This is a genomic window from Streptomyces siamensis (genome assembly GCF_039543605.1).
Lineage (GTDB): Bacteria > Actinomycetota > Actinomycetes > Streptomycetales > Streptomycetaceae > Streptomyces > Streptomyces siamensis.
Window position 1 is genome coordinate 294270 of the sequence record NZ_BAABKB010000021.1, and the last position, 23542, is coordinate 317811.

Annotated in this window: 19 protein-coding genes; 10 read left to right on the forward strand and 9 right to left on the reverse strand. The window is 68.9% G+C overall.

Translation table 11 applies throughout. The annotated features are described in order from the left end of the window. Positions 1–127 precede the first annotated feature (127 nt). The 4 genes from ABEB03_RS25785 to ABEB03_RS25800 all read right to left on the reverse strand — a co-directional run bounded on the left by ABEB03_RS25785 (position 128) and on the right by ABEB03_RS25800 (position 5744). Positions 128–2065, reverse strand: a complete 1938-nt coding sequence (locus ABEB03_RS25785) for a multicopper oxidase family protein (protein WP_345654065.1) — start codon at positions 2063–2065, stop codon at positions 128–130. Between the two features lie 695 nt (positions 2066–2760). Continuing rightward, positions 2761–3006, reverse strand: coding sequence for a Sec-independent protein translocase subunit TatA (tatA, locus tag ABEB03_RS25790; RefSeq protein WP_345654068.1), 246 nt, complete (start codon positions 3004–3006; stop codon positions 2761–2763). Positions 3007–3311: 305 nt separating this feature from the next. Continuing rightward, positions 3312–4235: an SGNH/GDSL hydrolase family protein gene (locus tag ABEB03_RS25795; RefSeq protein WP_345654071.1), complete on the reverse strand. Its 924-nt coding sequence runs from the start codon at positions 4233–4235 to the stop codon at positions 3312–3314. Positions 4236–4979: 744 nt separating this feature from the next. Beyond that, complete coding sequence (locus ABEB03_RS25800; RefSeq protein WP_345654074.1) at positions 4980–5744, reverse strand: MBL fold metallo-hydrolase; 765 nt, start codon at positions 5742–5744, stop codon at positions 4980–4982. Positions 5745–6240: 496 nt separating this feature from the next. Here ABEB03_RS25800 and ABEB03_RS25805 point away from each other — a divergent pair, with 496 nt between their 5' ends. Next, entirely contained in the window at positions 6241–6762 is a 522-nt protein-coding gene (locus tag ABEB03_RS25805; RefSeq protein WP_345654077.1) for a sigma-70 family RNA polymerase sigma factor, read from the forward strand. A 93-nt stretch (positions 6763–6855) separates the two neighbouring features. Here ABEB03_RS25805 and ABEB03_RS25810 read toward each other — a convergent pair whose 3' ends face one another. The 3 genes from ABEB03_RS25810 to ABEB03_RS25820 all read right to left on the reverse strand — a co-directional run bounded on the left by ABEB03_RS25810 (position 6856) and on the right by ABEB03_RS25820 (position 11188). After that, positions 6856–8976, reverse strand: a complete 2121-nt coding sequence (locus ABEB03_RS25810) for an AfsR/SARP family transcriptional regulator (protein WP_345654080.1) — start codon at positions 8974–8976, stop codon at positions 6856–6858. A 407-nt stretch (positions 8977–9383) separates the two neighbouring features. After that, complete coding sequence (locus ABEB03_RS25815) at positions 9384–10190, reverse strand: MBL fold metallo-hydrolase (protein WP_345654083.1); 807 nt, start codon at positions 10188–10190, stop codon at positions 9384–9386. Between the two features lie 113 nt (positions 10191–10303). Then, positions 10304–11188, reverse strand: a complete 885-nt coding sequence (locus tag ABEB03_RS25820) for a LysR family transcriptional regulator (RefSeq protein ID WP_345654085.1) — start codon at positions 11186–11188, stop codon at positions 10304–10306. Positions 11189–11384: 196 nt separating this feature from the next. On the opposite strand from ABEB03_RS25820, the gene ABEB03_RS25825 reads away from it, so the two are divergent. Beyond that, on the forward strand, positions 11385–12416 hold the full coding sequence (locus tag ABEB03_RS25825) for an NAD(P)H-dependent flavin oxidoreductase (protein ID WP_345654087.1): 1032 nt from the start codon (positions 11385–11387) through the stop codon (positions 12414–12416). A 61-nt stretch (positions 12417–12477) separates the two neighbouring features. On the opposite strand, the gene ABEB03_RS25830 is transcribed toward ABEB03_RS25825, so the two are convergent. Beyond that, complete coding sequence (locus ABEB03_RS25830; RefSeq protein WP_345654090.1) at positions 12478–13494, reverse strand: alcohol dehydrogenase catalytic domain-containing protein; 1017 nt, start codon at positions 13492–13494, stop codon at positions 12478–12480. Positions 13495–13876: 382 nt separating this feature from the next. Here ABEB03_RS25830 and wrbA point away from each other — a divergent pair, with 382 nt between their 5' ends. From wrbA to ABEB03_RS25855, 5 genes are all read left to right on the forward strand, one after another. Further along, positions 13877–14491 carry an NAD(P)H:quinone oxidoreductase type IV gene (gene wrbA / locus ABEB03_RS25835; RefSeq protein WP_345654093.1) on the forward strand — a complete coding sequence of 205 codons (615 nt, stop codon included), beginning with the start codon at positions 13877–13879 and terminating at the stop codon, positions 14489–14491. Between the two features lie 136 nt (positions 14492–14627). Then, positions 14628–14921 carry a muconolactone Delta-isomerase family protein gene (locus ABEB03_RS25840; RefSeq protein WP_345654097.1) on the forward strand — a complete coding sequence of 98 codons (294 nt, stop codon included), beginning with the start codon at positions 14628–14630 and terminating at the stop codon, positions 14919–14921. A 696-nt stretch (positions 14922–15617) separates the two neighbouring features. Next, entirely contained in the window at positions 15618–17561 is a 1944-nt protein-coding gene (locus ABEB03_RS25845) for an N-acetylmuramoyl-L-alanine amidase (RefSeq protein ID WP_345654100.1), read from the forward strand. A gap of 263 nt (positions 17562–17824) precedes the next feature. Beyond that, entirely contained in the window at positions 17825–18664 is an 840-nt protein-coding gene (locus ABEB03_RS25850) for a prephenate dehydratase (RefSeq protein ID WP_345654103.1), read from the forward strand. Positions 18665–18819: 155 nt separating this feature from the next. Then, on the forward strand, positions 18820–19398 hold the full coding sequence (locus ABEB03_RS25855) for a hypothetical protein (protein WP_345654106.1): 579 nt from the start codon (positions 18820–18822) through the stop codon (positions 19396–19398). A gap of 192 nt (positions 19399–19590) precedes the next feature. Here ABEB03_RS25855 and ABEB03_RS25860 read toward each other — a convergent pair whose 3' ends face one another. Then, a complete protein-coding gene (locus tag ABEB03_RS25860; RefSeq protein ID WP_345654109.1) occupies positions 19591–20034 on the reverse strand; it encodes a VOC family protein in 444 nt (147 codons plus the stop codon). Between the two features lie 1013 nt (positions 20035–21047). Between ABEB03_RS25860 and ABEB03_RS25865 the strand changes: the two genes are divergently transcribed. The 3 genes from ABEB03_RS25865 to ABEB03_RS25875 all read left to right on the forward strand — a co-directional run bounded on the left by ABEB03_RS25865 (position 21048) and on the right by ABEB03_RS25875 (position 23522). Then, positions 21048–21743 carry a type 1 glutamine amidotransferase domain-containing protein gene (locus ABEB03_RS25865; RefSeq protein ID WP_345654112.1) on the forward strand — a complete coding sequence of 232 codons (696 nt, stop codon included), beginning with the start codon at positions 21048–21050 and terminating at the stop codon, positions 21741–21743. A 383-nt stretch (positions 21744–22126) separates the two neighbouring features. Continuing rightward, positions 22127–22780, forward strand: coding sequence for a DsbA family oxidoreductase (locus tag ABEB03_RS25870; RefSeq protein ID WP_345654115.1), 654 nt, complete (start codon positions 22127–22129; stop codon positions 22778–22780). Between the two features lie 193 nt (positions 22781–22973). After that, the gene (locus ABEB03_RS25875) at positions 22974–23522 is read left to right on the forward strand and encodes an RNA polymerase sigma factor (RefSeq protein ID WP_345654118.1); all 549 of its coding nucleotides are present in this window, start codon (positions 22974–22976) and stop codon (positions 23520–23522) included. Positions 23523–23542: the final 20 nt, after the last annotated feature.

The following is a 23542-nucleotide window of genomic DNA, read 5'->3' on the forward strand; positions in this document are numbered from 1 at the left end:
GCCCGGCCCCGCACCGGTCCGGAGACGAGTGCGGGGACGAACCAGCCGGCCCCGCGCCCGCGACCGTGGCCGCGGGCGGAGGTTCGGCCGCGATGCACGCCGTGCATGCGGCAGTGCCGGACCGGCGTCACATCTTCATGCCGGAGTGACTGCCCTTCTTGTGCCGCATGCCCATGGATTCGTTCATGTCCATCGACATGGCATGGATCTCGTGGACGGCCGCGGGCATGATCACGAAGGGTCGCATCATCCCCTCGTCCTCGTGGGACAGGATGTGGCAGTGGTACATCACCTTGCCGGTCTGCTCCGCGAGACGTCCGGCCACCGTGACGATGGTGTTGGCGTGCACGGTGATGGTGTCCTTCCAGCCGGACTCCTCGGGAGCGACGGGCACCGTCCCGCCGAGGGTGATCGGCTTCGTCGTCCGTCCCGCGGCGGGGTCCATCCCCGACCCGTCCACGGAACGGCGGTCGATCACCTGGAAGTTCATCAGGTGGATGTGCATCGGATGGTAGATGGGCACCTCCGGCGGTCCGACGCTGATGAAGTGCCACTTCTCCCATGTGCCGGACGCAGCGAAGAAGGTGGTCGTGTCCTCGAACATGGCACCGGTACGGCGCAGGGTCCGGGTCTTGCCCGACATCTCGACCTGCACGATGCCGTCCTCGGACTTCGTGTCCCCCGACACCTCCTGCATCTCCCAGAGTTGAGGCATCGCTCCGGACTTGTCGAACGTCAGCAGGACGAAGCGCTCGGTGGCGTCCGAGGGGACGTCCTCGGCCTTGAGGTTGCGGAAAGAGCTCGACAACGTTGTCGGAAGGGTCTGGCGCGGGTGGCGCTTCTTGCCGACACGGAACTGGATGACCTCGGGGAAGGGGATCGCGAAGTCGGGAAGAGCGGCTCCGGGCTGCTGACCAGGGATGGAGTTGACGAGCTTCAGCCGCTTGCCGGGGAACGCGGCGAAGTCGATCACGATGTCGGCGCGTTCCGCGGGGGAGAGCGTCACGGCCTCGTCGACGGTGTGCGGCTTGCCCAGCAGGCCGAGGTCCGTGCCGATCAGCTTCATCGCGCCGGGTACGGCCTTGCCGGTCTCCTCGTCGACCACGACGAGCCGGTACACACGGGCGTCCGAGACGTTCACCACGCGGAAGCGGTAGGCCCGCGCCTCCACGTCGAGGAAGGGCCAGACCACGCCGTTGACCATGGTGAACGGGCTGAGGGTGGCCAGCGCCGGCGGCAAGGTGCCGGGCTCGGGAGCGTCGTGTCCGCCGATGATCCTCTTGTAGAGGATCTGCCCGTTCAGGCGCCCCTGGTCGTCGGTGTCGAAATTGGCGTCCTGGATGGTCAGGGGAATCTCGTAGTCGCCGTGCGGCAGGTCGAGCCGGGACTCTTCCTTGTCGCGGACGAGGTAGTTGCCGATCAGACCGGCCGTCACGTTGAGTGCGGTGACCGCCATGGCGTGGTCGTGGTAGAAGAGGTGCGTGGCCGCCTGGTCGTTCGCGTACTCGGCCAACTGCGCGCTGCCGGGCCCGACTCCGTACTCGGCCGCACCGTCGTTGAGGGCGTTCTGGTGTCCGCCGTGCAGGTGCACCGTCGTCCAGGCGGTGAGCTTGTCGACCTCCGCTCGCGGGAACGAGCCCTCGGATCCCGGGCGGTTGTAGGGCAGCAGGCCTGGTCCAGGGCCTTCGGGATGGACCCAGACCGCCTTGACGGGGGTGGTGCCCGTCAGCTTGTTGCTCCACGCGACCCGGAACGTGTGCCCGCGGCGTGCCTCGATCGTCGGGCCGGGGAAGTGTCCCTCGTACGTCCACAGGCGGGTGGCGGGCATCTGGGAGTGCAGGCGCAGCGTTGCCTCGACGAGATCGATCTCGGTGACGCCCTTGCCCGCAGGGCGCAGGGTCGGAGGTATGCGCAGTGGATCCTTGAAGGGAGTCAGCGTCGAGAACGCCGGCTTGCTCACACCGTCGATGACGCCGGCGGTGAGCACCTTGTCGTCCTCGGCGCCGTTCGCCTTGAGGATTCCGGTACCGGCCACGGCGACGGCGGCTGTGGTGAAGCCTGCCATGCCCAAAAGGGACCGCCTGGTCGTGCCTGTCATGTGATTGTTCGTCCTAACTCGGTGGTTGAGGCGCACGAACGCACCCCACCGAGGCCGTCGAGGCCTCGAGGGTTGGTTCGGCGACGCACGTGACGCGGAAGAGGCGCCTTGCGTGGACAAAGAGATCCGCGAGGTGGTCGACCCGCCCACAGGGTTTCCGTCCTCGCCTGTCGTCCCGACCCGCCGTTGTGGCTCGTGGCGACGGCGGAAGGGACAGGTGGGCCCTCCCGAGGCCGTTGCCGGGTGTGGGCATGACCGGATCTCACAGGATCGACTGGAGCCACCGGTTCATGCCTGCACCCCGTCATGCGATGCAGGCCGGATGACTGGGAGGTGGTGAAGAGGGGTGACCGGATCCGGCTGGACAGGTCCATCGGACCGGCGTCGACAGTCGTGACCTCGGGTTTGTGTGACATCCCCCGTGCTTCACTCTGGCCAGTGAAGTAGATCATAAGAAACTTGACTGTGCAAATATCGTGCGGAAGTCGTGTGGGTCGTACGAGTGTTCCGACGACGCGGTCGGCGGTCGTCCACTCGGTGGCGGCTGTCCGTTCATACGTCGGCCACCTGAGCAGTCACATCGCTCCACTCGCACACCGCACCGGGCGGCGGGGCGCATCAGGGCGACACCCCCCGTTCCCCTCCGTCCGCACATGTGTCGGTCAGCGGTCGCCCGTGTCGGTGCCGGGTCGTGCGTCGTCGGGCACGAGCCGAAGACCGGGAGCGGTCTGCGCGGAGCTTGTCGTGTCGGTCGGTTCCGTCTCGCGCAGGCTCGAGGTCTCACTCTTGATGATCCGCAACGACTGTCCGAGGGAACGGGCGATGTCGGGAAGTCGTTTGGCGCCGAGGAGGAGGACGATCACGACGAGGAGCAGCACGATCTCGGGTGCTCCGAGTTTTCCGAACATGGGCGATTCCTGTCTGGGTGCATGTGCATGCACGGAGTCAGAGCACCTCATGAGGGTGGGCGATCTGCCCTGCCCTGCAATGGAGCCCTGGGCACCGATCACATGGTGTGGCGCCGAGAAGGCCCCTCCGGCGGAGCGGCTGTGGAAACTCCGCAGTCGCTCCGCCGGCCGAACAGTCCCGACACCGACAACACGAGTGGACAGGGCCAAGATGTTCACGGTCTGCCCGAACACGGGCGCGTCCTCGGTGAGCTGCCGGCGGTCAGCCCGCGTGCGCGGGTGTCACCAGGCCCGCCGGCGGACTGCTACCGATGCGACGCGTGACGGGACAGGCCCCGCTCGACCGCACCGGCCATCGCGCTCTCGCCCGCGGCGTTGGGATGCACGGGCGCAGCCGGAGTCTCCGGAGCGAACGTCTCGATCCACCGGTTGCCTGTCGGCTGACACAGATCGTGTCCGACGGTGGGCGCGTAGGTGTTCACGTACTCCGCCCCGCCCCGGCGCGCCTGACGGGCGAGCATTCCGTTGAGCTCCTTCTCCTTGTCCCGCAGATAGGCGAAGTCCCCGGCCGCCAAGGGCACCTTCGCGCTGGTGCAGCCGACTCCGTCCTCGGGGAAGAGGTCGGGATATCCCACCACCACGACGCGGGCGTGCGGGGCGCGGTGACGGATGCCTCGAATCACCTGAGCGATCTTCGGCGCGGTCTGCTCGATGGACTCCGTGATCGTGTCCGGCCCCGTGCCCATGTAGTGAGTACGGCACGGAGCACCGGCGGGATCGGTGGCGGAGAGCTGCGCACAGGTTCCCAGGACGGTCGAGAAGCCGATGTCGTTGCCGCCGATGGTGACCGTGACCAGGTCGGTACCCCGATCGAGGGCGTCGAACTGGGCCGGCACCGCGCCCTGGGCGGACGCCATGTGGGCGGTGGTGGCTCCGGCGCAGCTGACATCCGTCAGTGTCGCCCCCGTCGAACGGGCGACCAGAGAGGGGTAGTTGTGGTCGGAACGGAGGCAGGTCGGGTCGGACTGGTTCGGGACCAGAGGGGCGGAGGCGTACGAGTCGCCGAGGGCGACGTAGTCGACCCGGTGCCTGCTGTCCGTGGCGGCGTCGGCCGAGGCCGCCACGGACGTGGCAAGCGCTGCTCCTGCGGAGAGCAGCGCGGTGCCCACGGTCATGACGCGTGCGGCACCGGACGTGGGGAACAGTCTTCGCAAAGTGTGTCCTCTCATGGTCGGGCTCCCCGGCGGCCGAGGAGCGGCGGTCGAGCGGTAGCGGTACCGCCGCGCCGCACGTCCTGAGGGAGCCCGGGGTGTCTCTGCCTCGACCTGTGCGGGTGAGCACTGCGCCATGTGCGGTGCCCCGGCGTGTGGTTGAGGCAGTCACTTCTCACACGTACGCGGAGCATGAGTAGGTGTCACGCGCACGGTAACGACTTGGTTTCTGAAGCGGACCGACATGTCGACGAGATGGTTGACTGTGCAAATATCGGTGGGTGTGTTCACACGTATGCCGCCTCTCCGGTCTGGATTCGGCGGTACGTTGTCGCCTCCACCGCGGGCCGGGCGCCGACCGGAGCGGCCTCTTGCGACGTGAGTCGGGAAGCTTCTCGCCGCGACCTCATGGCGGACGAAGCCCCGGACCGGGCCGAACGCCGGGCACCCGACCTGATCGTCTCCGAGCACTACGACTTCGTGGGTCCACTGGTCGCGAGCGCACTCGAACTGCCCTGCGCCGTGGTGGTCAACGGTCCTGCGCCGGGAGCCGATGAGCGCGACGCCCTGGCGGCGACGGTTCGCCCACGGTACGTCGATCGCGGACTGCGGCCCGGAGGCCGAGACATCGCTCGAACTCGACGCGGCGCTAGACTCGTTGGGCACGCTCGACGTCGACGTGCTGGTCGCCGCGCCGGACAAGAGTGTTGATGCTGTCGGACCGGAACCGGACCTGACACGGCTCGGCCCCGGCTCCCCGGACTACGTCCCGGCGTGGGCGCGGGCCTGCGCGACGGCTTCCCTGGGGGACCCGTGGTGGACGGGGCCGTGGCCGGGGGCTATGACGTCGGCGTCCACGGACTCGACCGCGTCGAGTGCGTCCAGTGCACGGCTGCGGTCGGTGTGGAACATGTCGGGCAGCAACTGAGGACCGGAGAGGCGAGACGTGGGGTGCGCCGTCACCAGGGCGTCGCCCGTGACGAGGATGCCGCTGCCCGGCAGGTGGTAGGCGCAGTGGCCCTGGGTGTGACCGGGCGTGTGGATGGGGACGGGTGCCCCGGGCAGGTCCAGTGGCCCGGTGTCGGGAAAGGTCCGGGCGACGCGGACGGGGACGTGTGCCGTGCCTCCGGCGCGCAGCGCGTGCACCGCCCAGGGGATCACTCCCGGTCGCCATGCCTGGGCCAGCACCTGGGCCACGGACACCTGGTCGAGATAGTCCCGGCGGGCATGCGGGACCTCCTCGTGATGCATGACGACAGGCACGCCGTGAGCGAGGCGAAGGCGCTCCGCCGACCCGATGTGGTCGTTGTGGGCGTGCGTGACCAGGATGGCGGTCACTGCGTCCGGAGCCAGCCCGACGGCGTCCAGGGACGCCAGCAAGGTGTCGTGGTCGGCCGGGTAACCGGTGTCGATCAGCGTGCAACTGTCGCCGTCCTTGACGATCACCCAGTTCGTGTTGCTGCCGGAGACCAGGTGGACGTCGCGGTCGATGCGCACCACGTCTTCTCCTCGCAGGACCTTGTGCATTCTCTTCCGACTCCCATGATGTGGCGGTGCCCGAGCGGACCAAGGGTGTGCGACACGAGCACAGTGCAGCCGACATCCGTGGCCTTCGCGCGGAGTGACGCACTGTGCTCACCGCGGCGGCCGGGTCAGTGCGGCCGAAGGCTCCGTCGCCGGTGGGCATGTCCAGCGTATGAGCGCCGCGGCGCCGACGCTTCCCTCGCAAGAGACACGTATCTGCGGTCGCCGGGGTTCACATGCTCGCTCCGCCGCGCTGGGCTTGTCGCCCGCTGTGTGCAGGGGCTTCCGCCGAGCGGTCCGAGGGGTATGGTCCTGGCCCTTCGCAGGTCCTGATCCCGAGCGTGGCTGCGTGCGGCGACACACCCGGGACTCGACGGCACCTCGTAGGCGTCACAAATGCGGCAGTTTTCGGACACCTGTCGTTGCCTACAGTGCGCGTGCAGAGGCTGCATCCGGCCTCCGACGGTTGTGTCAGAGAACCAGGACGGCTCAGAAGACGATGGCTACGCCCCCCACGGAAGCGACTGGTTCGGAGCTGCTCGGGCTCATCATGAGAGAGCACCGGCACGGGCTTGTCGCGTACGCGGAGAGGATGCTGGGCGACCGTGGGCTCGCCGAGGACGTCGTGCAGGAGACGATGATCCGGGCCTGGCGGAACATGGACCGACTGCTCGGGACGGAAGGCTCGGTGAAAGGGTGGCTGTTCACCGTGACCCGTCACCTCGTCGTGGACTGGGTGCGAAAGCCGCACGCACGCAGGGAGGTTGTGGGAGGTACCTACAACGAACCCTCGTCGGGCACCGACGACGTCGAGGCGGTGCACCACGCCATGGTGGCCCGTCCCACGCTGCGGCGGCTGTCCCCGGAACACCGGGCGGTCCTGGTCCACCTCTATCTGTGCGACCGCACCATCAAGGAGACGGCCGCCATCCTCGGCATACCTGCGGGAACCGTGAAATCCCGTCAGCACAACGCCCTGCGCAAACTTCGTGAGGCACTCCACGTGGACGCGGTCGCCTGAACCGCCCGCGGGACATCGCCCGGCCATGGGTTCCATGGCACCCGCACCACGGAACAGGCGGCGGCGCCCCTCGACCGTCCGCGCCGCGCGGTGCTACGCCTCAACGGCCTCCGAGCGCGGTGACATGCCGAGTGGGCAGGTGAGTTGCTGCCGGAGCGTCTCGCGCTGGTGGGAATGGCCCGTCTCCTGGACGAGGGCGGGCAGGAGATTCCGTTCGGCAGTGATCCACTCGGCGGCGTCGGCGCGTCCGTAGAACGTCTCCGGCCGGACTCCCGGCCGCGGCGGCGGCAGGATCACCGTACGGCGTTCCGGTGCGAGGAAGGCGTTCGCGGCATCGGCACTGTACAGATAGTGCTCGAACATCCGCGCACGCGCCTGGGACCGCACACCGGTCCCGTCCAGCGTCGAACTCAGCTCCGTTGCCCAGGCGCGGAGCAGATCGTGGCAGGTGTACCGCTCCGGGGCCGTCTCGACGAGCAGATGGTGATCGACCAACTCGGCCATGCCCTCCATCGTCGTACGGAGGTCCGTTCCGGCCAGGCTGGCGGCGGCATTGAGTGTGACGTCACGTGAGGGGTGAAGACTGAGCAGGCGCAGGAGCGTTGCCGCACGGGCGGTGAGGCCTTCGTAGGAACGCCGGAATGCGCTGCGGACGTCCGTGGAGGCGTCCTGGCTCGACAAGGCGACCAGGCTGCCCTGCAGTTGGGCCGCGAGCGAGGCGAGAGAGAACCCCGGTCGTGACAAGGCTCGTGTGGCGGCCACGGCCAGTGCCAGCGGCAGCCCTCCGCACAGTTCGACGATCTCCTCGGCCGAGCCGTGTTCGGCCTTGATCCTCTCCGGGCCCAGGCGTCGTTCGAGGAGTTGGAGTCCCTCCGGCACCGTCATCGGTTCGAGCGTGAGGATGTGCGCGTCGTGGGTGACGGCCAGACCCTCCAGTCGCCGACGGCTGGTGACGATCACGAGACAGCCCGGAGTCGTAGGCAGCAGTGGGCGGACCTGTTCGCAGTCACGGGCGTCGTCCAGGACGATCAGCAGTCGTCGTCCGGCCAGTGCCCGTCGGTAGACGGAGTCGAGTGCCGTGTCGTCGGGGACCGCCCCGCTCAGGCCGACGCCCAGTGCGTCGAGCACCGTCCTCATGACCTGGGCCGGGTCGAGGGGTGGCTGCGAGGAGTGGTATCCCTGGAGGTCGACATGGACCTGTCCGTCGGGGAAGCGGTCGGCGGCCGTGTGGGCCCAGTGCAGGGACAGGGTCGTCTTCCCGACGCCCGCCATACCGCACAGGACGACGGTGGAAGCGGCGGACTCGTTCTCGCTCTCCCGCGGCAGAAGCTCCAGGCACTGCTTCAACGCCTCCTGGCGGCCGGCGAAGGGCACGGATGCGGGCGGCAGGTGAGCCGGTGCCCCGACCGCGTCGGCCGGCGCCGTCGGCCGGTCCGTGTCCCCGGGGAACCTGCGATGTTCGAGGTGCTGCCGGGCGGCTCTCAGGCCGGGACCGGGTTCGACGCCGAGTTCGTCGGCCAGACTGCGACGCACGGCCTCGAACTGCCCCAGGGCTTCGGCCCGTCGACCGGTGGCGGCCAGGACGGAGATGATCCGCGCATGGAGGGCCTCGTCGAACGGGTGGCGCTCCACGGCACGTCGCAGGGCTGCGAGTACGTCCTCCGTGAGCGTCGGAGCCGAGGTCAGTACGACGTCGGCGGCCTCTTTGACCGTCGCCACATATTCGTGCCCGACGGAAGTGAACACCGGGTGCCGGGCGACAGAGGTGCCTTCGGCGACCACCGGGCTGCGCCAGAGGGCAAGGGCCTCGGCGAGAATCTGGGCGGCCCGCACGGCGTCGCCGTCCTTGAGGGCGACTTGTGCCTGAGTGCGGAGGTCACGAAAGCGCAGGAGGTCGGAGGTCGTCGGGTCGACCTGGAGGCGGTAGCCGTCGGCCGCGCGGGACAGGTGTGCGGCGTCGGTCCTGCTCTGCAGGCCCGGTTCGAGGATCTTACGGAGCGCTCCGATGTGCCGGTGCACCACGTTGACGGCACTGGCCGGTGGTTCGTCGTCCCACAGGACGTCCACGGCGTCGCTCAGTGAGACGGGACCGGGCGCGCGCAGCAACAGCAGGGAGAGCAGGGCAAGCCGCTTCGGAGGGCCGAAGTCGACCTCGGTGTCACCGCGAAGCGCGCGCACGGTGCCGAGGATGGAGTACCGGACTGTCGCATCCATGTTCCGCTGTCATTCCTCACGTATCACTGTGCTGTCTTGTGCGTGGACCGCCGTGGTCACGACCGGGAAGAGCGGCTCCGTGGAGCGAACGACCAGGCGCGCGAGGCCGTGACCGGTGCAGTCACCGTCCGTCGGAGACCGCCGCAGCCACGGCCCGTCGGAGGGCCCCGATGCCGCGTGCGGGCGTCACGACGGGCCGGCTTTCGGCGCCGCACGACCGGCGCACGCCGATGTGCGTCGATGCGGCGGAGAAAGGAGCAGCAGTGGGTGCCGGCGCGTGGTCGCCTTCCCGGGACATCTCAGCGCAAGCATCATACTAATTGCCGAGTCAAGTAGATTCTGCGTTGGTTTCCTCGTCAATGAGGAGAGTGGCGGAATGCGCCCCCGCGGTCTTCCACAGTTCCGAGTCAGGGGCGCAGAGCCACCCAGGAACCGTGTGGGGCGCTGTGCAGGAGCGACCTCAGTCCGGCTTCCTGAAAGGCGAGCTCCAGATCGGCGAGCCCTTCGGAGAAGTGGGTCCAGCCGTCGTAGTGGGCGGGGACCACGACGTCCGCATCCAGCACGGCTGCCGCCGCGGCGGCACGACGGCTGTCCATGGACAGCGGCCGTCCGTCGAACTTCGCCGGCACACGGGCCGCTCCGGCGTGGAGCAGCGCGGCACTGATGTCCGGGACGCGGCGGGAGACCTCCGCCACCGTACGGACGGAGGCGTTGTCGCCGCTGATGTAGAGCGTGGGAAGCCCCTGGCCGGACAGGACGAACCCGGTGACCTCGCAGTTGACGTTGCCGTCGGCGTCACGCTCTCCGTCTTCCGGTCCATGTACCGCCGGGACCGCGAGGACGGTGAGGTCGCCGCGGCCGTCCGGGCGGGGGACGTGATGGCTCGTCCAGGGGGCCAGACCGACGGCCCGTTCGCCGAGCCGCGCAGCGGAGAGCGGGCCCGCCAGGACCAGAGGGGCCGCTACGGCGAACGCCCGCCCACGCTCGTCGAGATTGTCCGGGTGCTGGTCATGGCTGACCAGCACCACGTCGACGGAGCCCAGGGCGTTCTCGTCGACAGCCGGCCCTGCCGTCTTGGTCAGGTACCCGTGCGGACCGGGATCGTCGAACGTCGGATCGCTGACGAGGCGCAGGCCGCCCATGTCGATCACGGCAGTGGGGCCGCCGAGCACGGTGACGGCGCAGTCCTGCCGGGACAGCTCTCTGTTCGTCATTGCCACCCTCGCTGAGCGTTCCATCACTGCGGACACGTTCAAGCTAATGATCCGTGCGGAGCCGGGGAAATGCCTTCCGTGAGGCATCCATGCCGTGCGGGCATCGGCGCTGGTCACTCGTGTGTGGCGGTCGTCCCGGTGCGGGCCGCCGCGACACCGGCTTCGAGGAAGCGGCGGATGAGCGTACGGGGGCCGTTCGACAGATGGGCGAGGCCGACCGCCACCGGAGGCGCATTGGTCAGGGTCACGAAGCGGAGAGCAGGGTGCCTGGTGCGACGCCGCGCCACCTCGGGAACGATGCCTATGCCTCGGTTCGCGGCCACCGTCTCCACCCACTCGTCGTAATTGGCGGTCTTCACGATCTGCTTCGGGCGCTGTTCCGCCGGCCAGGATCCGGGGCCGGTCGTACCGCTCACCGTGTTGACGACCAGGGGCCATTGCTGGACCTCGGTCCAGTCCAGCCGGCCGCGTTCGGCGAGTGCGCACTGCCTGGCACATACGGCGATGCGCGGTTCGTCGTACAGATGAACGACTTTTATGGGTCGGGGCAGGGGCATGTCGCCACGTACCACCGCGACATCGACGGCACTCTGGCGCAGGGCCTGCACGGGATCGTCGGTGCGGGCGAGGGTGACGGACGCGCCGGTGGCCGCCTCGAAGCTGTCCACGGTCCGCTGAGCCCAGGGATCCGGCAGCAACCAGCTGAAGCCGAGCCGCAGAGTGACCATGCGGCGTGCGGCGTCCAGGGCCTGCTCGAAGGTGGCGAGGACACGCTCCACATGCACGAGGAACTCGGCCCCGGCGTCGGTCAGTTCGACCTGCCGTGAGGTGCGGTCGAGCAGCCGGACGCTCAGCGCACCCTCCAGCTGGGCGATCGTGCGACTCAGGGCCGGCTGCGTGATCAACAACTGCTGGGCGGCGCCGGAGAAGGAGTGGGCGCGTGCCACGGCGGCGAATGCCCGTAGGTGGCGCAGTTCGACATCCACGACGTCGGTCACCCCTCGGTGGATCGATGCCTGTCGCGCATGGACCCAGCCTAATCGGCATTTCACAAGGCCTCTCGCGCTGTCTAACGTCACATGTGTGCGATACACGGACGACCCGGCGCCGGTGGCGGACGGCTGCGGCACCTGCGGCGACACGTGAGCCGGGGACGGCCCGTTCCGTCCAGATGGAGCAGAGGAGAAGCCGGCGATGAGCTCATTGCTTTCGGACATCGGCGTCGAGCTGCCGGTGCTGGCCGCGCCGATGGCCGGCGGACCGAGCACTCCCGACATGGTCGCGGCGGCCGCGCGTGCGGGCAGTCTCGGTTTCCTGGCCGGCGGCTACAAGACGGCACAGGCGCTCGCCGACCAGATGCGCGCCGTCCGGGCGGACGGCGTCCCCTTCGGGGTCAACCTGTTCACTCCCAGTCCGGTTCCCGTGTCGCCCGGGAGCCATCGCACGTACGCGCAGACGTTGCAGCCGGAAGCCGACCGATACGGGCTGAATCTGAATCACGGCACTCCCGTGGAGGACGACGACGCCTGGGAGGAGAAGGTGGACCTGGTCATCGGGAGCACCGTCCCGTGGGTCTCCTTCACGTTCGGCATTCCGGACCCCGACGTCATCGAGGCGGTGCGGCGGTCCGGCACCACCGTGCTGCAGAGCGTCACATCGGCGGACGAGGCACGTCGGGCGGCGGAGGCGGGAGTCGACGCGCTGATCGTGCAGGGCGCCGCCGCCGGCGGGCATTCGGCCACGCTCACCCCCGGCCGCCCGCTCGACGACGTCCCACTGCCCGAGCTGGTCGCGAGCGTCCGGCACAGCACCGCGCTCCCGCTCCTCGCGGCCGGAGGCATCGCCACCCCCGCAGACGTGACGGCGGCCCTGCGCGCGGGCGCGGACGCCACGATGGTCGGCACCCTCCTCCTGCGCACGGACGAGAGCGGCGCGTCCGTTCCCCACAAGCAGGCCTTGGCCGACCCTGCCTTCGACACCACTGTCCTGACCCGCGCCTTCACCGGCCGACCGGCCCGTGCCCTGCGCAACCACTTCACGGACCGCTACGACTCCGTGGCTCCGGCCGGCTACCCGGCCGTGCACCACCTCACCGCGCCACTGCGCAAGGCCGCCTCCGCGGCGGGCGACACCCGGCTCATCCATCTGTGGGCCGGCACGGGATACCGCCAGGCGAGAGAGGAACGCACCGCACAGACATTGCAGCGGCTCGCCGGTCAGCTGTGAGCACGACGTGCCCGCACGGCGGTGCGGGGAGGGACGGATCCCACCCCGCACCGCCGATGTCTCAGGCCGCCATGTCGAGGACGACCCGGAATCGCGCCTGTCCCGACAGCATGCGCTCGTATGCCTCCCGTGCCTGGGTGAACGGCATGACCTCGACGCTGGGACGGATGTCGTGGGCGAGGCTGAACGCCAGGTTGTCCTCGTTCTCGATGGACGAACCGGTCAGGCTGCCGACGATGGAATGCGTGCCGAAGATCAGGTCGGGGGTGGAGACGGTCAGCGGGTCGGGCGCGGCACCGACCACGACGAGCCTGCCGTTCGGTGCGAGGCCGCGGACCAGAGGGTTCATGGAGGCACCGCTGGACGCCGTGGCGACGATGACGGAGGCGCCGCCGAGGGCGCTCAGGGCCGCTCCGGGGTCGGTGCTGCTGCTGTCGATGTACTCATCGGCGCCCAACTGACGGGCGTACGCCTCCTTCTCCGTGCCCCGGGCCACGGCGGCGACACGGTGGCCGAGGCTGCGCGCGTACTGGAGGGCCAGGTGCCCCAGGCCGCCGATGCCCTGCACGGCCACCAGGGCGCCGGCCCTGGTCGGGCTCTGCTGAAGGGCGATGAAGGTGGTCAGGCCGGCGCACAGCAGCGGAGCGGCGTCGATCGCCGAGATGCCCTCGGGGATGCGCACCAGCCCACTGGCCCGGGCGTAGGCCACTTCCGCGTATCCGCCGTCGGTCGTGGTTCCGGTCTGCTGCTGGTTCAGACAGTTCACGAAGTCACCGCGGCGGCACGGCTCGCACTCCCAGCACTGCCCGTTGAGGAAGCCGACGCCGACTCGGTCGCCGGGCTGCCACGCGGTGACGCCGGTGCCGACGGCATCGATGACACCGACGATCTCATGCCCCGGAACGATGGGGCGCGAGGGGTCGCTGCGCAGGCCCTCCACGGCCAGGACGTCGGTGTGACAGATGCCGCAGGTCTCCACCCGCAGGCGTACCTGCCCCGGTGCGGGCGCGGTGAGTTCGCGCTCGACCAACTGCAGGTTGTGGACTCCGGTGGCCTCGAAGGCGCGGTATGTGGACATGACTGCTCCTGCTCCTGAGTGTTGCTCTGTCCGTGTGCGAGGGGTGGTCCCGTGAGTGACGGCCCATGTGTGGCGAGCCGGGTGGGCGTTGACCAAGCATCGGCAAAATGACCGGTCGTCTTAACTAGACTAACAACTCCAGCGAAGATAGGGCTGCGGGGGCGCGCGGCGACGCGCGGGGGAATGGGGCGGTCGAGGGGTGTAACGGAGCGCTCTTCCTTGTCATGGACGGTCGGATCGACTTCGAGAAGTCCCGCCATGAGGCTTGTGTCGCGCTCCACAGTCGATCGGGTTTGACGGTACTAGACCGGTCGTCTAGTTTTGGCGACCGGTCGGCTAGTCAGTCGTCCCGTCACTTCCCTTCTCAGAACGGAGCGCTCTCGTGGCCACTCCCGTCAAGCTCGCCATCGTCTACTACTCCTCCACCGGCACGATCGGGGAGATCGCGAAGGAACTCCACGACGCGGGCGTTAAGGCCGGCGCCGAGGTTCGCCTCCTGAAGGTCGCCGAGCTGGCGCCTCAGGCGGCCATCGACTCCAACCCCGCCTGGGCCGCCCATCACGCGGCCACCGCCGACGTACTCGAGGCCACCCCCGAGGACATCGAGTGGGCCGACGCCGTGCTGTTCGGTACGCCGACCCGCTTCGGCAACGTCTCCGCCCAGCTGAAGCAGTTCATCGACACGTTGGGCGGCCTGTGGGCCGAGGGCAAGCTGGCCGACAAGGTCTACAGCGGCTTCGTCTCCAGCGCCACGGCGCATGCCGGCCAGGAGGCGACCCTCCTGTCCCTCTACACCTCGATCCACCACTTCGGCGGGCTCACCGTCACGCCCGGTTTCACCGACCCGCACAAGTTCGTCGACGGCAACCCGTACGGCACCTCCCACGTCGACGGACAGGGCGCCAACCCGGTGGACGACGTCGCGCGTGCCGCCGCCCGTATCCAGGTCGAGCGCGTGATCAAGGTCGCCGGGTCCCTCAAGGCCGCGGCCGCCTGACGAACGCGGTACCGACAGGCGTTCGCGCGGAGGGGGCCTCGACTGCGCCCCCTCCGCCGGGCGTCCGTACCTCGCCTCCGGCGCATGCCGGCGGCGGAACCTTCGTTCGCGCGTCGGACCGAGAGAGGAAGAGATCATGAAAGAGTTCCTGGTCGAACTGACCACGACGGTGCCCGAGGGCACCGACCCGGCGGAGGTCGACAGGCGCCGCGCCGCCGAAGCCGTACGGGCCGAGGAACTTGCCGCCCAGGGGCACCTGTTCCGGCTGTGGCGTCCGGTCGGAGAGCTTCGCAGCATCGGGGTGTGGAGCGCCGACGACGAAACCGAACTGCGCGAGAGGGTGCTCGGCAGCCTGCCGTTGTGGCCCTGGATGACCGCGGTGGTCACCCCGCTGCAGGCGCACCCCAACGATCCGGGCCGCGTCGGTTGAGCGGCCCTTCGCGGTCCGGCCGTTCCTGAGCGGCGCCGCGGCGTGATCCCCATGAGCTGAGGAACCTTCGAATCCGGTACGGAATGCCGGAGCGCTGCGCCTGCCGGCCTACCCGCGCGGTGAACGTCGGTGCGGTGCTCCGGCGCCTCGATGCCGGGGGCATGTCCGCCGGCAACTGACCCGACTGGGCTCACCGGTTGCCGGGGGAGCGGGGCGGCGAGGCGGCTGGACGGGGAGTCGTGCGAGACGTTCCTGATGGCGCATTCGCTCGGGCCGGCGGTCGCATTATGCGCAGCGTGACATTTGTCCCATTTCCCGGCGCCGGATATCGCGTCAGCTGTTTGCGTCATGCACCGGATTTCTGCTGTACTTACTTGCGTCGGCAAGTACACGTGGAATTCCGTCACCTCCGACGGCTCTGTGCCGCGAAACTGCTCCGCGCGCGATCCGGCAGCGGCGGGGCGTTCCGCACGAACCCGCGTGTGATGACGCCGACAAGGACAGAGCCCGACTTGGCGCTGCACCGCGGCCGACGACCTGGTCGACGGTGCACCGGGAACCCCGGGGGCTGCTGTCCGCTCTCACCGACTCGGCGCCTCACGGGGTGTGTTCGGCGTCGAGCAGGGGCTCCGGTCCCGCCGGTGAGGGCAGCCTGAGCGTCACTGACCTTCTCTTGTAGTGGATTTGGTGTCTTCCATGGCAAAAAGCCAACGTGCCCACCGTCTTGTGCCACGGCGTCGCCGTGCCCTGATCACCGCGACAGGAGTACTCGCCGTCGCAGGCTCGGTCGCCGTGCCGCGGGTGGCGCAGGCCACCGGTGGCAGCGACGCGGCCGACGCCGCGCGGCAGCGTTCCTTCGCGGACGCGGCCGCCGAATTCCACGTACCGCAGGAGGTGCTGCTCGGCGTGGCCTATCAGGAGTCGGCATGGGAGGGGCACGCCGGACAGCAGAGTGCCGAGGGCGGTTACGGTCCGATGCACTTGACCGACGTCACCCCGGCGATGATCGCCGAGAGCGACGCCGGAGCCGCCGGACGCGCCGACGCCGCAAAGCTGGCCGCGAACCCGGCTCTGCACACTCTGCAGCAGGCCGCGAAGCTCACCGGCCTGTCATCCGAGAAGCTGCGTACCGACGCCGCCTCCAACATCCGTGGCGGCGCGGCACTGCTCGCCTCGTACCAGAGGGGCCTGCACGTCAAGGCCTCCGCCGATCCGGGCGATTGGTACGGGGCTGTCGCGCGCTTCAGTCAGGCGACCACGCAGCAGGGCGCCAAGGCCTTCGCCAACCGGGTCTTCGCCACCGTCGAGCACGGCGCCACTCGGACCACGGCCGACGGCCAGCATCTGCGCCTGAAGGACACACCCGAGATCGCCCCCGACACGGGGCAGTTGGCCGAGCTGCATCTGGCGACGGCGAAGACAGCGGCGACCGAGTGCCCGGACACGGTGGACTGCACCTATGTGGCCGCCGACCCCTCCAACGGTCAGGTCTCCGACCGCCCGGCCAACGGCATCAGGATCGACACCATCGTCATCCACGACACCGAGTCGTCGTACGAGGCCGCCGTCACCACCTTCCAGCAGCCGAAGACCAGTGCCGCGCACTATGTGATGCGTTCCTCCGACGGTGCGGTGACGCAGATGGTGCCCACGAAGGACCTCGCGTTCCACGCCGGGAACTACTCGACCAACATGCACTCGATCGGTATCGAGCACGAGGGGTATGCGGCGCACGGTGCCGCCTGGTACACGGAGGCGCAGTACGAGGCCACCGCCGAACTGGTGAAGTACCTTGCCGCCCGGTTCCAGATACCGCTGGACCGGCAGCACATCATCGGCCACGACAACGTTCCCGGCCCCAACTCGACGTCCGTCGCCGGTATGCACTGGGACCCGGGTCCGGCCTGGGACTGGGAGCACTTCATGGCCCTCCTGGGCGCGCAGGTGGAGGGGCGGCACGGCGTGGGCGATGTCGGGTCGGTCGTGACGGTGGCACCTGACCTCGCGCACAACAAGCAGACGGTTCAGATCTGCCCCTCCGACGACCCCACGGGTGCCGTCGGGGCCTGCACCTACGTGGATCAGCCGTCGAACTTCGTCTACCTGCGCACCTCGCCCGCCAAGGACGCGCCGCTCTTCGGGGACCAGGCGATCCACGGTGGTGCCGAGGGCACGCACCGGATCTCCGACTGGGGGAGCACGGCACAGGCCGGCGAGCAGTTCGTGGTCGCCGGCAAGAAGGGCGACTGGACCGCGATCTGGTTCAGCGGGTCGAAGGTCTGGTTCCACAACCCGCACGGTGTCAACACGGTGCGCGCGCACGACGTGACCGTCGTCTCGTCCGGCGCGGCCGACGGGAGCCGGCCGGTCGCCGTGTACGGCTCCAGCTACCCCGACGCCGCCGAGTACCCGGCCGGCCTGAAGCCGTCCACGCAGGGCCCGCTGAGCATGTACACCATCCCCGCCGGGCAGTCGTACGTGGCGACCGCCGCACCCGCCGCCACGGACGACTACTTCGTGATTGGCGGCACGGTCGTCAAGGGCGGCAAGACCATGTACACCATCCAGTACAACCACCGGACGGCCCTGGTGTACTCGAACGATGTCACTGCCCAGCCGTCGGGCGGTGGCCACCGCTGACGTGGCGTCCCGGACCGGGTGGAGCGATCCGGTCTCCGGTCCGGGAGTCCGCCGTGCCCGGAAGTCCGGCCGGTCCGTGACTCCGTCCGGCGGCGGTGCGTCTTCTCGGAGTCTTGCGGCAGTCGGAGCCTTGCGGCAGTACGCGCGGCTCGACATGCCGCGCGTCTCATCGAGGACTCAGCACCGATACTCCTGTGCATGCGGTTCGCGGTGGAGTTCCTGCCGCCCCACAGCAACGTCCGCCACACGGAAGGCTCAACACGGTGACCACCGTCGCGTATCAGGGTGAACCCGGCTCCAACTCGTCCACCGCCGCCAGGGCGTTGTATCCCGAAGGCGGGGAACTGCCCTGCACCGCTTTCGAGCAGGCCCTCGACGCGGTCACCCTCGGCTCCGCCGACGTCGCGGTGATTCCGGTCGACAACTCCGCGGCCGGACGCGTCGCCGACGTGCATCATCTGCTCCCGGAGTCGGGGCTGTTCATCGTGGCCGAGTACTTCCTCCCCATCCGCTTCGACCTGATGGGTGTCCCCGGCACGTCGCTCGATCAGGTGGAGTGTGTACGCAGCCACGTGCACGCGCTGGGCCAGTGCCGCAAGGTGCTGCGAGAGGGCGGCTGGCGCACTCGGGTCAGCGACGACACGGCAGGGGCGGCACGTGAAGTGGCGGAGCTGGGCGACCACCGGCACGCGGCGCTCGCTCCGCCCGCCGCGGCAAGGCTGTTCGGCCTCGACGTGCTGCGGTCCGGAGTCGAGGACGATCCCGACAACACCACGCGCTTCGTCGTCCTCTCGCGGGAAGCCGAACTGGCCCCCGTCTCGGAGCAGCCGACGATGACGAGTCTGTTCTTCTCCGTGCGGAACATTCCCAGCGCGCTGTACAAGGCGCTGGGTGGCTTCGCCAGCAGTGGCGTCAACCTCACCAAGATCGAGAGCTATCAGATCGGTGCCGGGCTGAACGCCAGCCGGTTCTACGCAGAGATCGAGGGACACCCCGACGACTCCCGAGTCGACCTCGCCCTGCAGGAGTTGCGCTTCTTCTCGTCCGAGGTGCGCATCCTCGGCGTCTATCACGCGCACCCTCACCGGCTGCGTGGACGATAGGCAGCTGCAGGCCCTTGTTCTCGCTGACAAGCCCCCGCTGCACCACCCCTCGCGGCGGGACGGGGGTGGCCGCCCGCGTGTGGTGCGCGCTCAGGCGGCCGCCCACCCCACTGCCGAATCCGGCTCCCGAATTCGGCGAGGAGGAATCCTTCCGCATGACCGAGCAGTCGACCGAAACCGCATCGACGCCCGATGAGGACGGTTCTGACCCGGCGGTCGCGCACTGCACGGAGACGTCGTGGGCCACGCGCTTCTTCGAGCGCGTCTGCCGTGCGCGTGGACTGCTGGTGGGTGCCGTGGCCGCCGCTCTCGCGGTCGCTGTCGTCCTCGGGGCGATGGCGACACACGCGGCGAACGGTGGCACCGACCGCGATCGTGTCGCCGCCGTGATCGAGGCCGGTGCCGTCTGCACGTCGCTGCCCGACCCACGTTACGAAGTGTCGTGCGGTACGACGGCTTTCGGTGACGTGCGTTTCGACTGCGGGTCGGGTCGACCGGGCAAGTGCCCGACGACGACCGCCGTGACCCTGCGCAATGTCAGCCGTACTCCGGTGATGGTCACCATGGTGAGCGGGACGAGGGAGGGGGATCGGAGATTCTCGCCCGCCTCCGAACTCACACCCGGGCGGGTCGTGATCCTGCGCCTGCACCCGTTCGAGAAATACCTCTTCGACATACTTGTGCGTTCCGTGACACGGGGTGTGGGAGCCGTAAGGGTCGAGGCGGTCGACTGAGAATCCCTGTCAGTGACACGTACGGCGGTTCGCACGCAGGTCGGGGTGGTGTCCCGTGACTGCCGACGGGTCGGCGAACAGCCTGTCGTCCCTGTCGGCCGACAGAGATGCGCGGGGATCCGCCACCGGGAGTCGGAGGTGGACGGCGCTCGAAGCCGACAGGGGTGCCGGGTGCGTGCGAGGGGCTCGTCATCACCTGCCGGGCAGCCGGGTGGTGACCTCTTGCAGCACCCATCCGTTGCCGTCCGGGTCGTTGAAGGCTGCGAACGAGCTGTAGCTGGCGCGCTCCGGCTGCGGTCCGCTGACTCGTCCTTCTTCCGTGCCACGGTGGAACACCCCGCCCGCGTCGTGGAAGATCTCGCCCATCTCGACGCCGCGGCCGACGAGTTCGGCATGGGCGGCCTCGATGTCGGAGACGATGAGGTGCAGGCCCTGCACCGAACCGGGTGCGGCAGTGGTGACTCCGGTGCCGAAGAGGATCGAGCACTGCGACCCGGGAGGGGTCAGGTGCACGACGCGGTAGGCGTCGTCGGCGACGTAGTCGACATCCAGGCGGAATCCCGCCTTCTCGTAGAAGTTCTTGGCGCGGTCGACGTCGGAGACGGGCAGCACCACAACCTCGAGCTTCAGATCCATGATCGCCTTCGCTTTGGGAGACAGGGGTTTCACGCGCGATGATGCGCGAGCGTCACCGGTTGAACCGGTGAGATCATGATGGCAGGACGATTCGTCACCGGTCAAGCTGGTGACGTCCTCTTCGCCGGACGGGATTTTCGGTAAAGCCGAGTCCTGGCTCCGTCTCGCCTTGTTCTTGCCGAGTGTGCGTCCGGATCCGCAACAGTTCGTGTGTGCAGCGCAGTTCCGGGAAGCGGAAGCGGGGTGCGTGGGCACACGGTCGCACTGCGGCGCCGGGCAGAGGGGCTGTGGGGTGTTTGTCCACATGCGCCGTGGCGGTGTCGTACCTAGGCTGGTAGCCGTTCAAATCATCCCTAATTTGTCAAATAGGGGTGAGGAGGTGATGCCTCATGGTGGAGTGTCCGTCATCGTGACCGGCGTGACGTTCCGGGTGCTCGATGTGGCACCAGGTGCGCGACCGGTCGGCCGGCCGAAGAGTTCGCGCTTCTTGCATGTGGATCCGTGAACGTCGGGGCGCGACGTGCCCGGTCTCCACCGGCGGCCACGGGTACGTCCCATCCGCTCGACCCCTACAGTCCGTTGCCCCCCCGGTGCCGGCGTTTGAGCCGCATGGCGTCGACATCACCTACGCGGAGTCGCTCGGCGTCGCTACCTCGGCGCAGCACCCCTGTCAGGCGATGCCCCACAGCGTCACGTGGTCGCAGTCCACGTGACGGACGCCCCCACGCTCGACGTCACGGCGGGGGCGACTCCTGCCCGGCCGGTCTTCCGGCTCGTCGCCCACGGTTCGGCGCGAGCCATTCTTACGCCCGAGTTCGGCATCCCGGCCTGAGCCGGGGCATGCCGCGGGACGTGTACGGCCGGCGCTTCACACGTCGGCGTTCGGGCGTGACGGACGGGAGGAGTTCACCTGTCGCCCAGCCGCGCCGGGGCGACCGCATCGGTTCTGGTCACACGTTGGAAGTCAGTTGGGCCCCGCGGTGGGGAGGGCGGGGGCGAGGAGGTGGAGTGCGATGGCGAAGGTCCTTTTCATCGTGACCGGGGCGACGTACTGGGTGCTCAAGGACGGCACCAGGTACGCGACCGGTTACTGGGCCGAAGAGTTCGCGATGCCGTACAAGAAGATCACGGAAGCCGGCCATGACGTAGTGGTCGCGACGCCGAACGGCGTGGTCCCGAACGTCGACATGATGAGCCTGCGTCCCTCCATGGCGGGTGGCGAGGAAGGGGCCTTGGAGCTGGAGGCCATCATTCGTTCCGCGGAAGTGATGCGCCGGCCGCTCAAGCTGTCGGATGTCCGCCTGGAGGACTACGACGCCGTGTACCTGCCCGGTGGCCACGGTCCGATGGCCGACCTGGCGTTCGACGCGGACGTGGGACGGCTGCTGACGGCCCAGCTCGCCTCGGGCAGGCCGCTGGCGATCGTGTGTCACGCGCCCGCCTCGATGCTGGCCACCAGGATCCATGGCGAATCGCCCTTCAAGGGCTACCGGGTCACATGCTTCACGAACGAGGAAGAAGAAGCCGTCGGACTCGCCGCCAGGTCGACGTGGCTGCTCGAGACCGACCTGAAGGAAAAGGTGGGCGTCGACTTCAGTCGCGGTCCGATCTGGGAGCCGTACATGGTCGAGGACCGGAACCTCGTCACCGGCCAGAACCCGCACTCCGCCGCGATCCTGGGGGACCGGCTGCTGGAACTCCTCAAGTGAACGCACGCGCTTCGGGAGTGCGGGCGGAGCACGGCGACAGGTGGTCCGCGCTTCGGGAGAAGTGAGAGGTCGGTTCCCTTCTGACACGGCGCTCGGCGTGCAGGCCGGGCGCCGTGACGTCACGCTCGGGGTTCGGCAGCCGGGAGCGCCTGAGTGGGTGTCGCGCCTTTGATACATTAGACGACCGGTCGGCTAATTCCGCGGGCGTCGTGCCCGCCACGACCGCATGTTCTGCCGGAGAGCCCATGAGCCAGACCTGCATCAACCAGCGAGCGGCGTCCCGATGACCGCGCCCTCGCCGATGCGGACTTGGCCGCCGCCTGGCGGCCGACGGTCGGCCTTGGCCCACACGGCACCTTCAGCAGTGGTGATTGGAGTTCCCCATGCGTACATCGACCTCTCCCGATCTCCCTACGCCCGTCGACTTCTGGTTCGACCCCGTGTGCCCGTGGACCTGGCTCACCTCCCGCTGGATGCTGGAGGTCGCAGAGACTCGGCCCGTTCAGGTGTCCTGGCACGTCATGAGCCTGTCGGTCCTGAACGAGAACCGCCTGGACGAGCTGCCCGAACGCATCCGGGTACTGATGGGCGAGGCGTGGTCACCGGTGCGTGTCCTGACCGCCGCCGCTCTCAAGCACGGTCCCGAGGTACTGGAACCCCTCTACACCGCACTGGGTACTCGCTACCACCTGCAGGAGCAGCCCAAGGACCGGGCCACCCTGGAAGCCGCGTTGCGGGAGGTCGGACTGCCGGTGGACCTGGCCGACGCCGGTGACACGGACCAGTACGACGAGGAGTTGCGGGCGTCCCACCACAGGGGCATCACCCTGGTCGGTCAGGACGTCGGCAGCCCGATCATCGCCGTTCCGGGTCAGGATGCGGGCGGCGATCCCGTCGCCTTCTTCGGCCCCGTCGTGAACCCCGCCCCCAAGGGCGAGGATGCCGCCCGCCTGTGGGACGGTGTCCTCGCCGTCGCGTCCACGCCGAGCTTTTACGAGATCAAGCGCACGCGCAGCAGCGCGCCCGACTTCAGCTGAGGCAACGCGCACCGTCTTCGGCGCCCGCGGCCACCGGTGGCCGCGGCCGCCGACGGGCATGGGGGCGGCGCGCGCAGCACACCCACCTTTCGAAGCAGCAACAGGGCATCGAACGAATTCGTTCACTCAGCCTGTAATAACCCGGCCGTCACGCGCATTACCTGTTGAAAGAGCCGACACGAGGAGACGGCGCGTGACCCAAGCTCAACGCTTCCGGGACGTGTACGAGGAGTGCTACCCGCGCGTCCTCGCCTACGCCACGAGCCAGGTGGGACGTCATGTCGGTGAGGACATCACCAGCGAGACGTTCACCGTGGCCTGGAGACGACGGGGGGAACTCCCGCACCCCGCGCTGCCCTGGCTGCTGGGCGTGGCCCGCAATCTGGTGCGCGAGCTGCGTCGTCGGGACAGCCACCAGTACGCCCTCGCCTCGCAGGAGGCACGGCGCATCGCCGCGACCGGCCGGGACGAGACGACGGACGTGGCCACGGACCTGGCCGATCGCGAGGCGGCACTCCAGGCTCTGGCGAGTCTCTCCGACGCCGACCGCGAACTGCTGACCCTGATCGCCTGGCACGGACTGACCACGAAGGACGCCGCACGAGTCCTGGGCTGCACCACCGCGACCTTCACCGTCCGGCTGCACCGGGCCCGCCGTCGACTGGAACGGGCGATGGAGGCCGTGTCCGCACCGCCCGCCCGAACCGTGCGCCACACCGACACCGAGGGAGTACTCACGTGAAGGCAAGGAAGACCGACGGG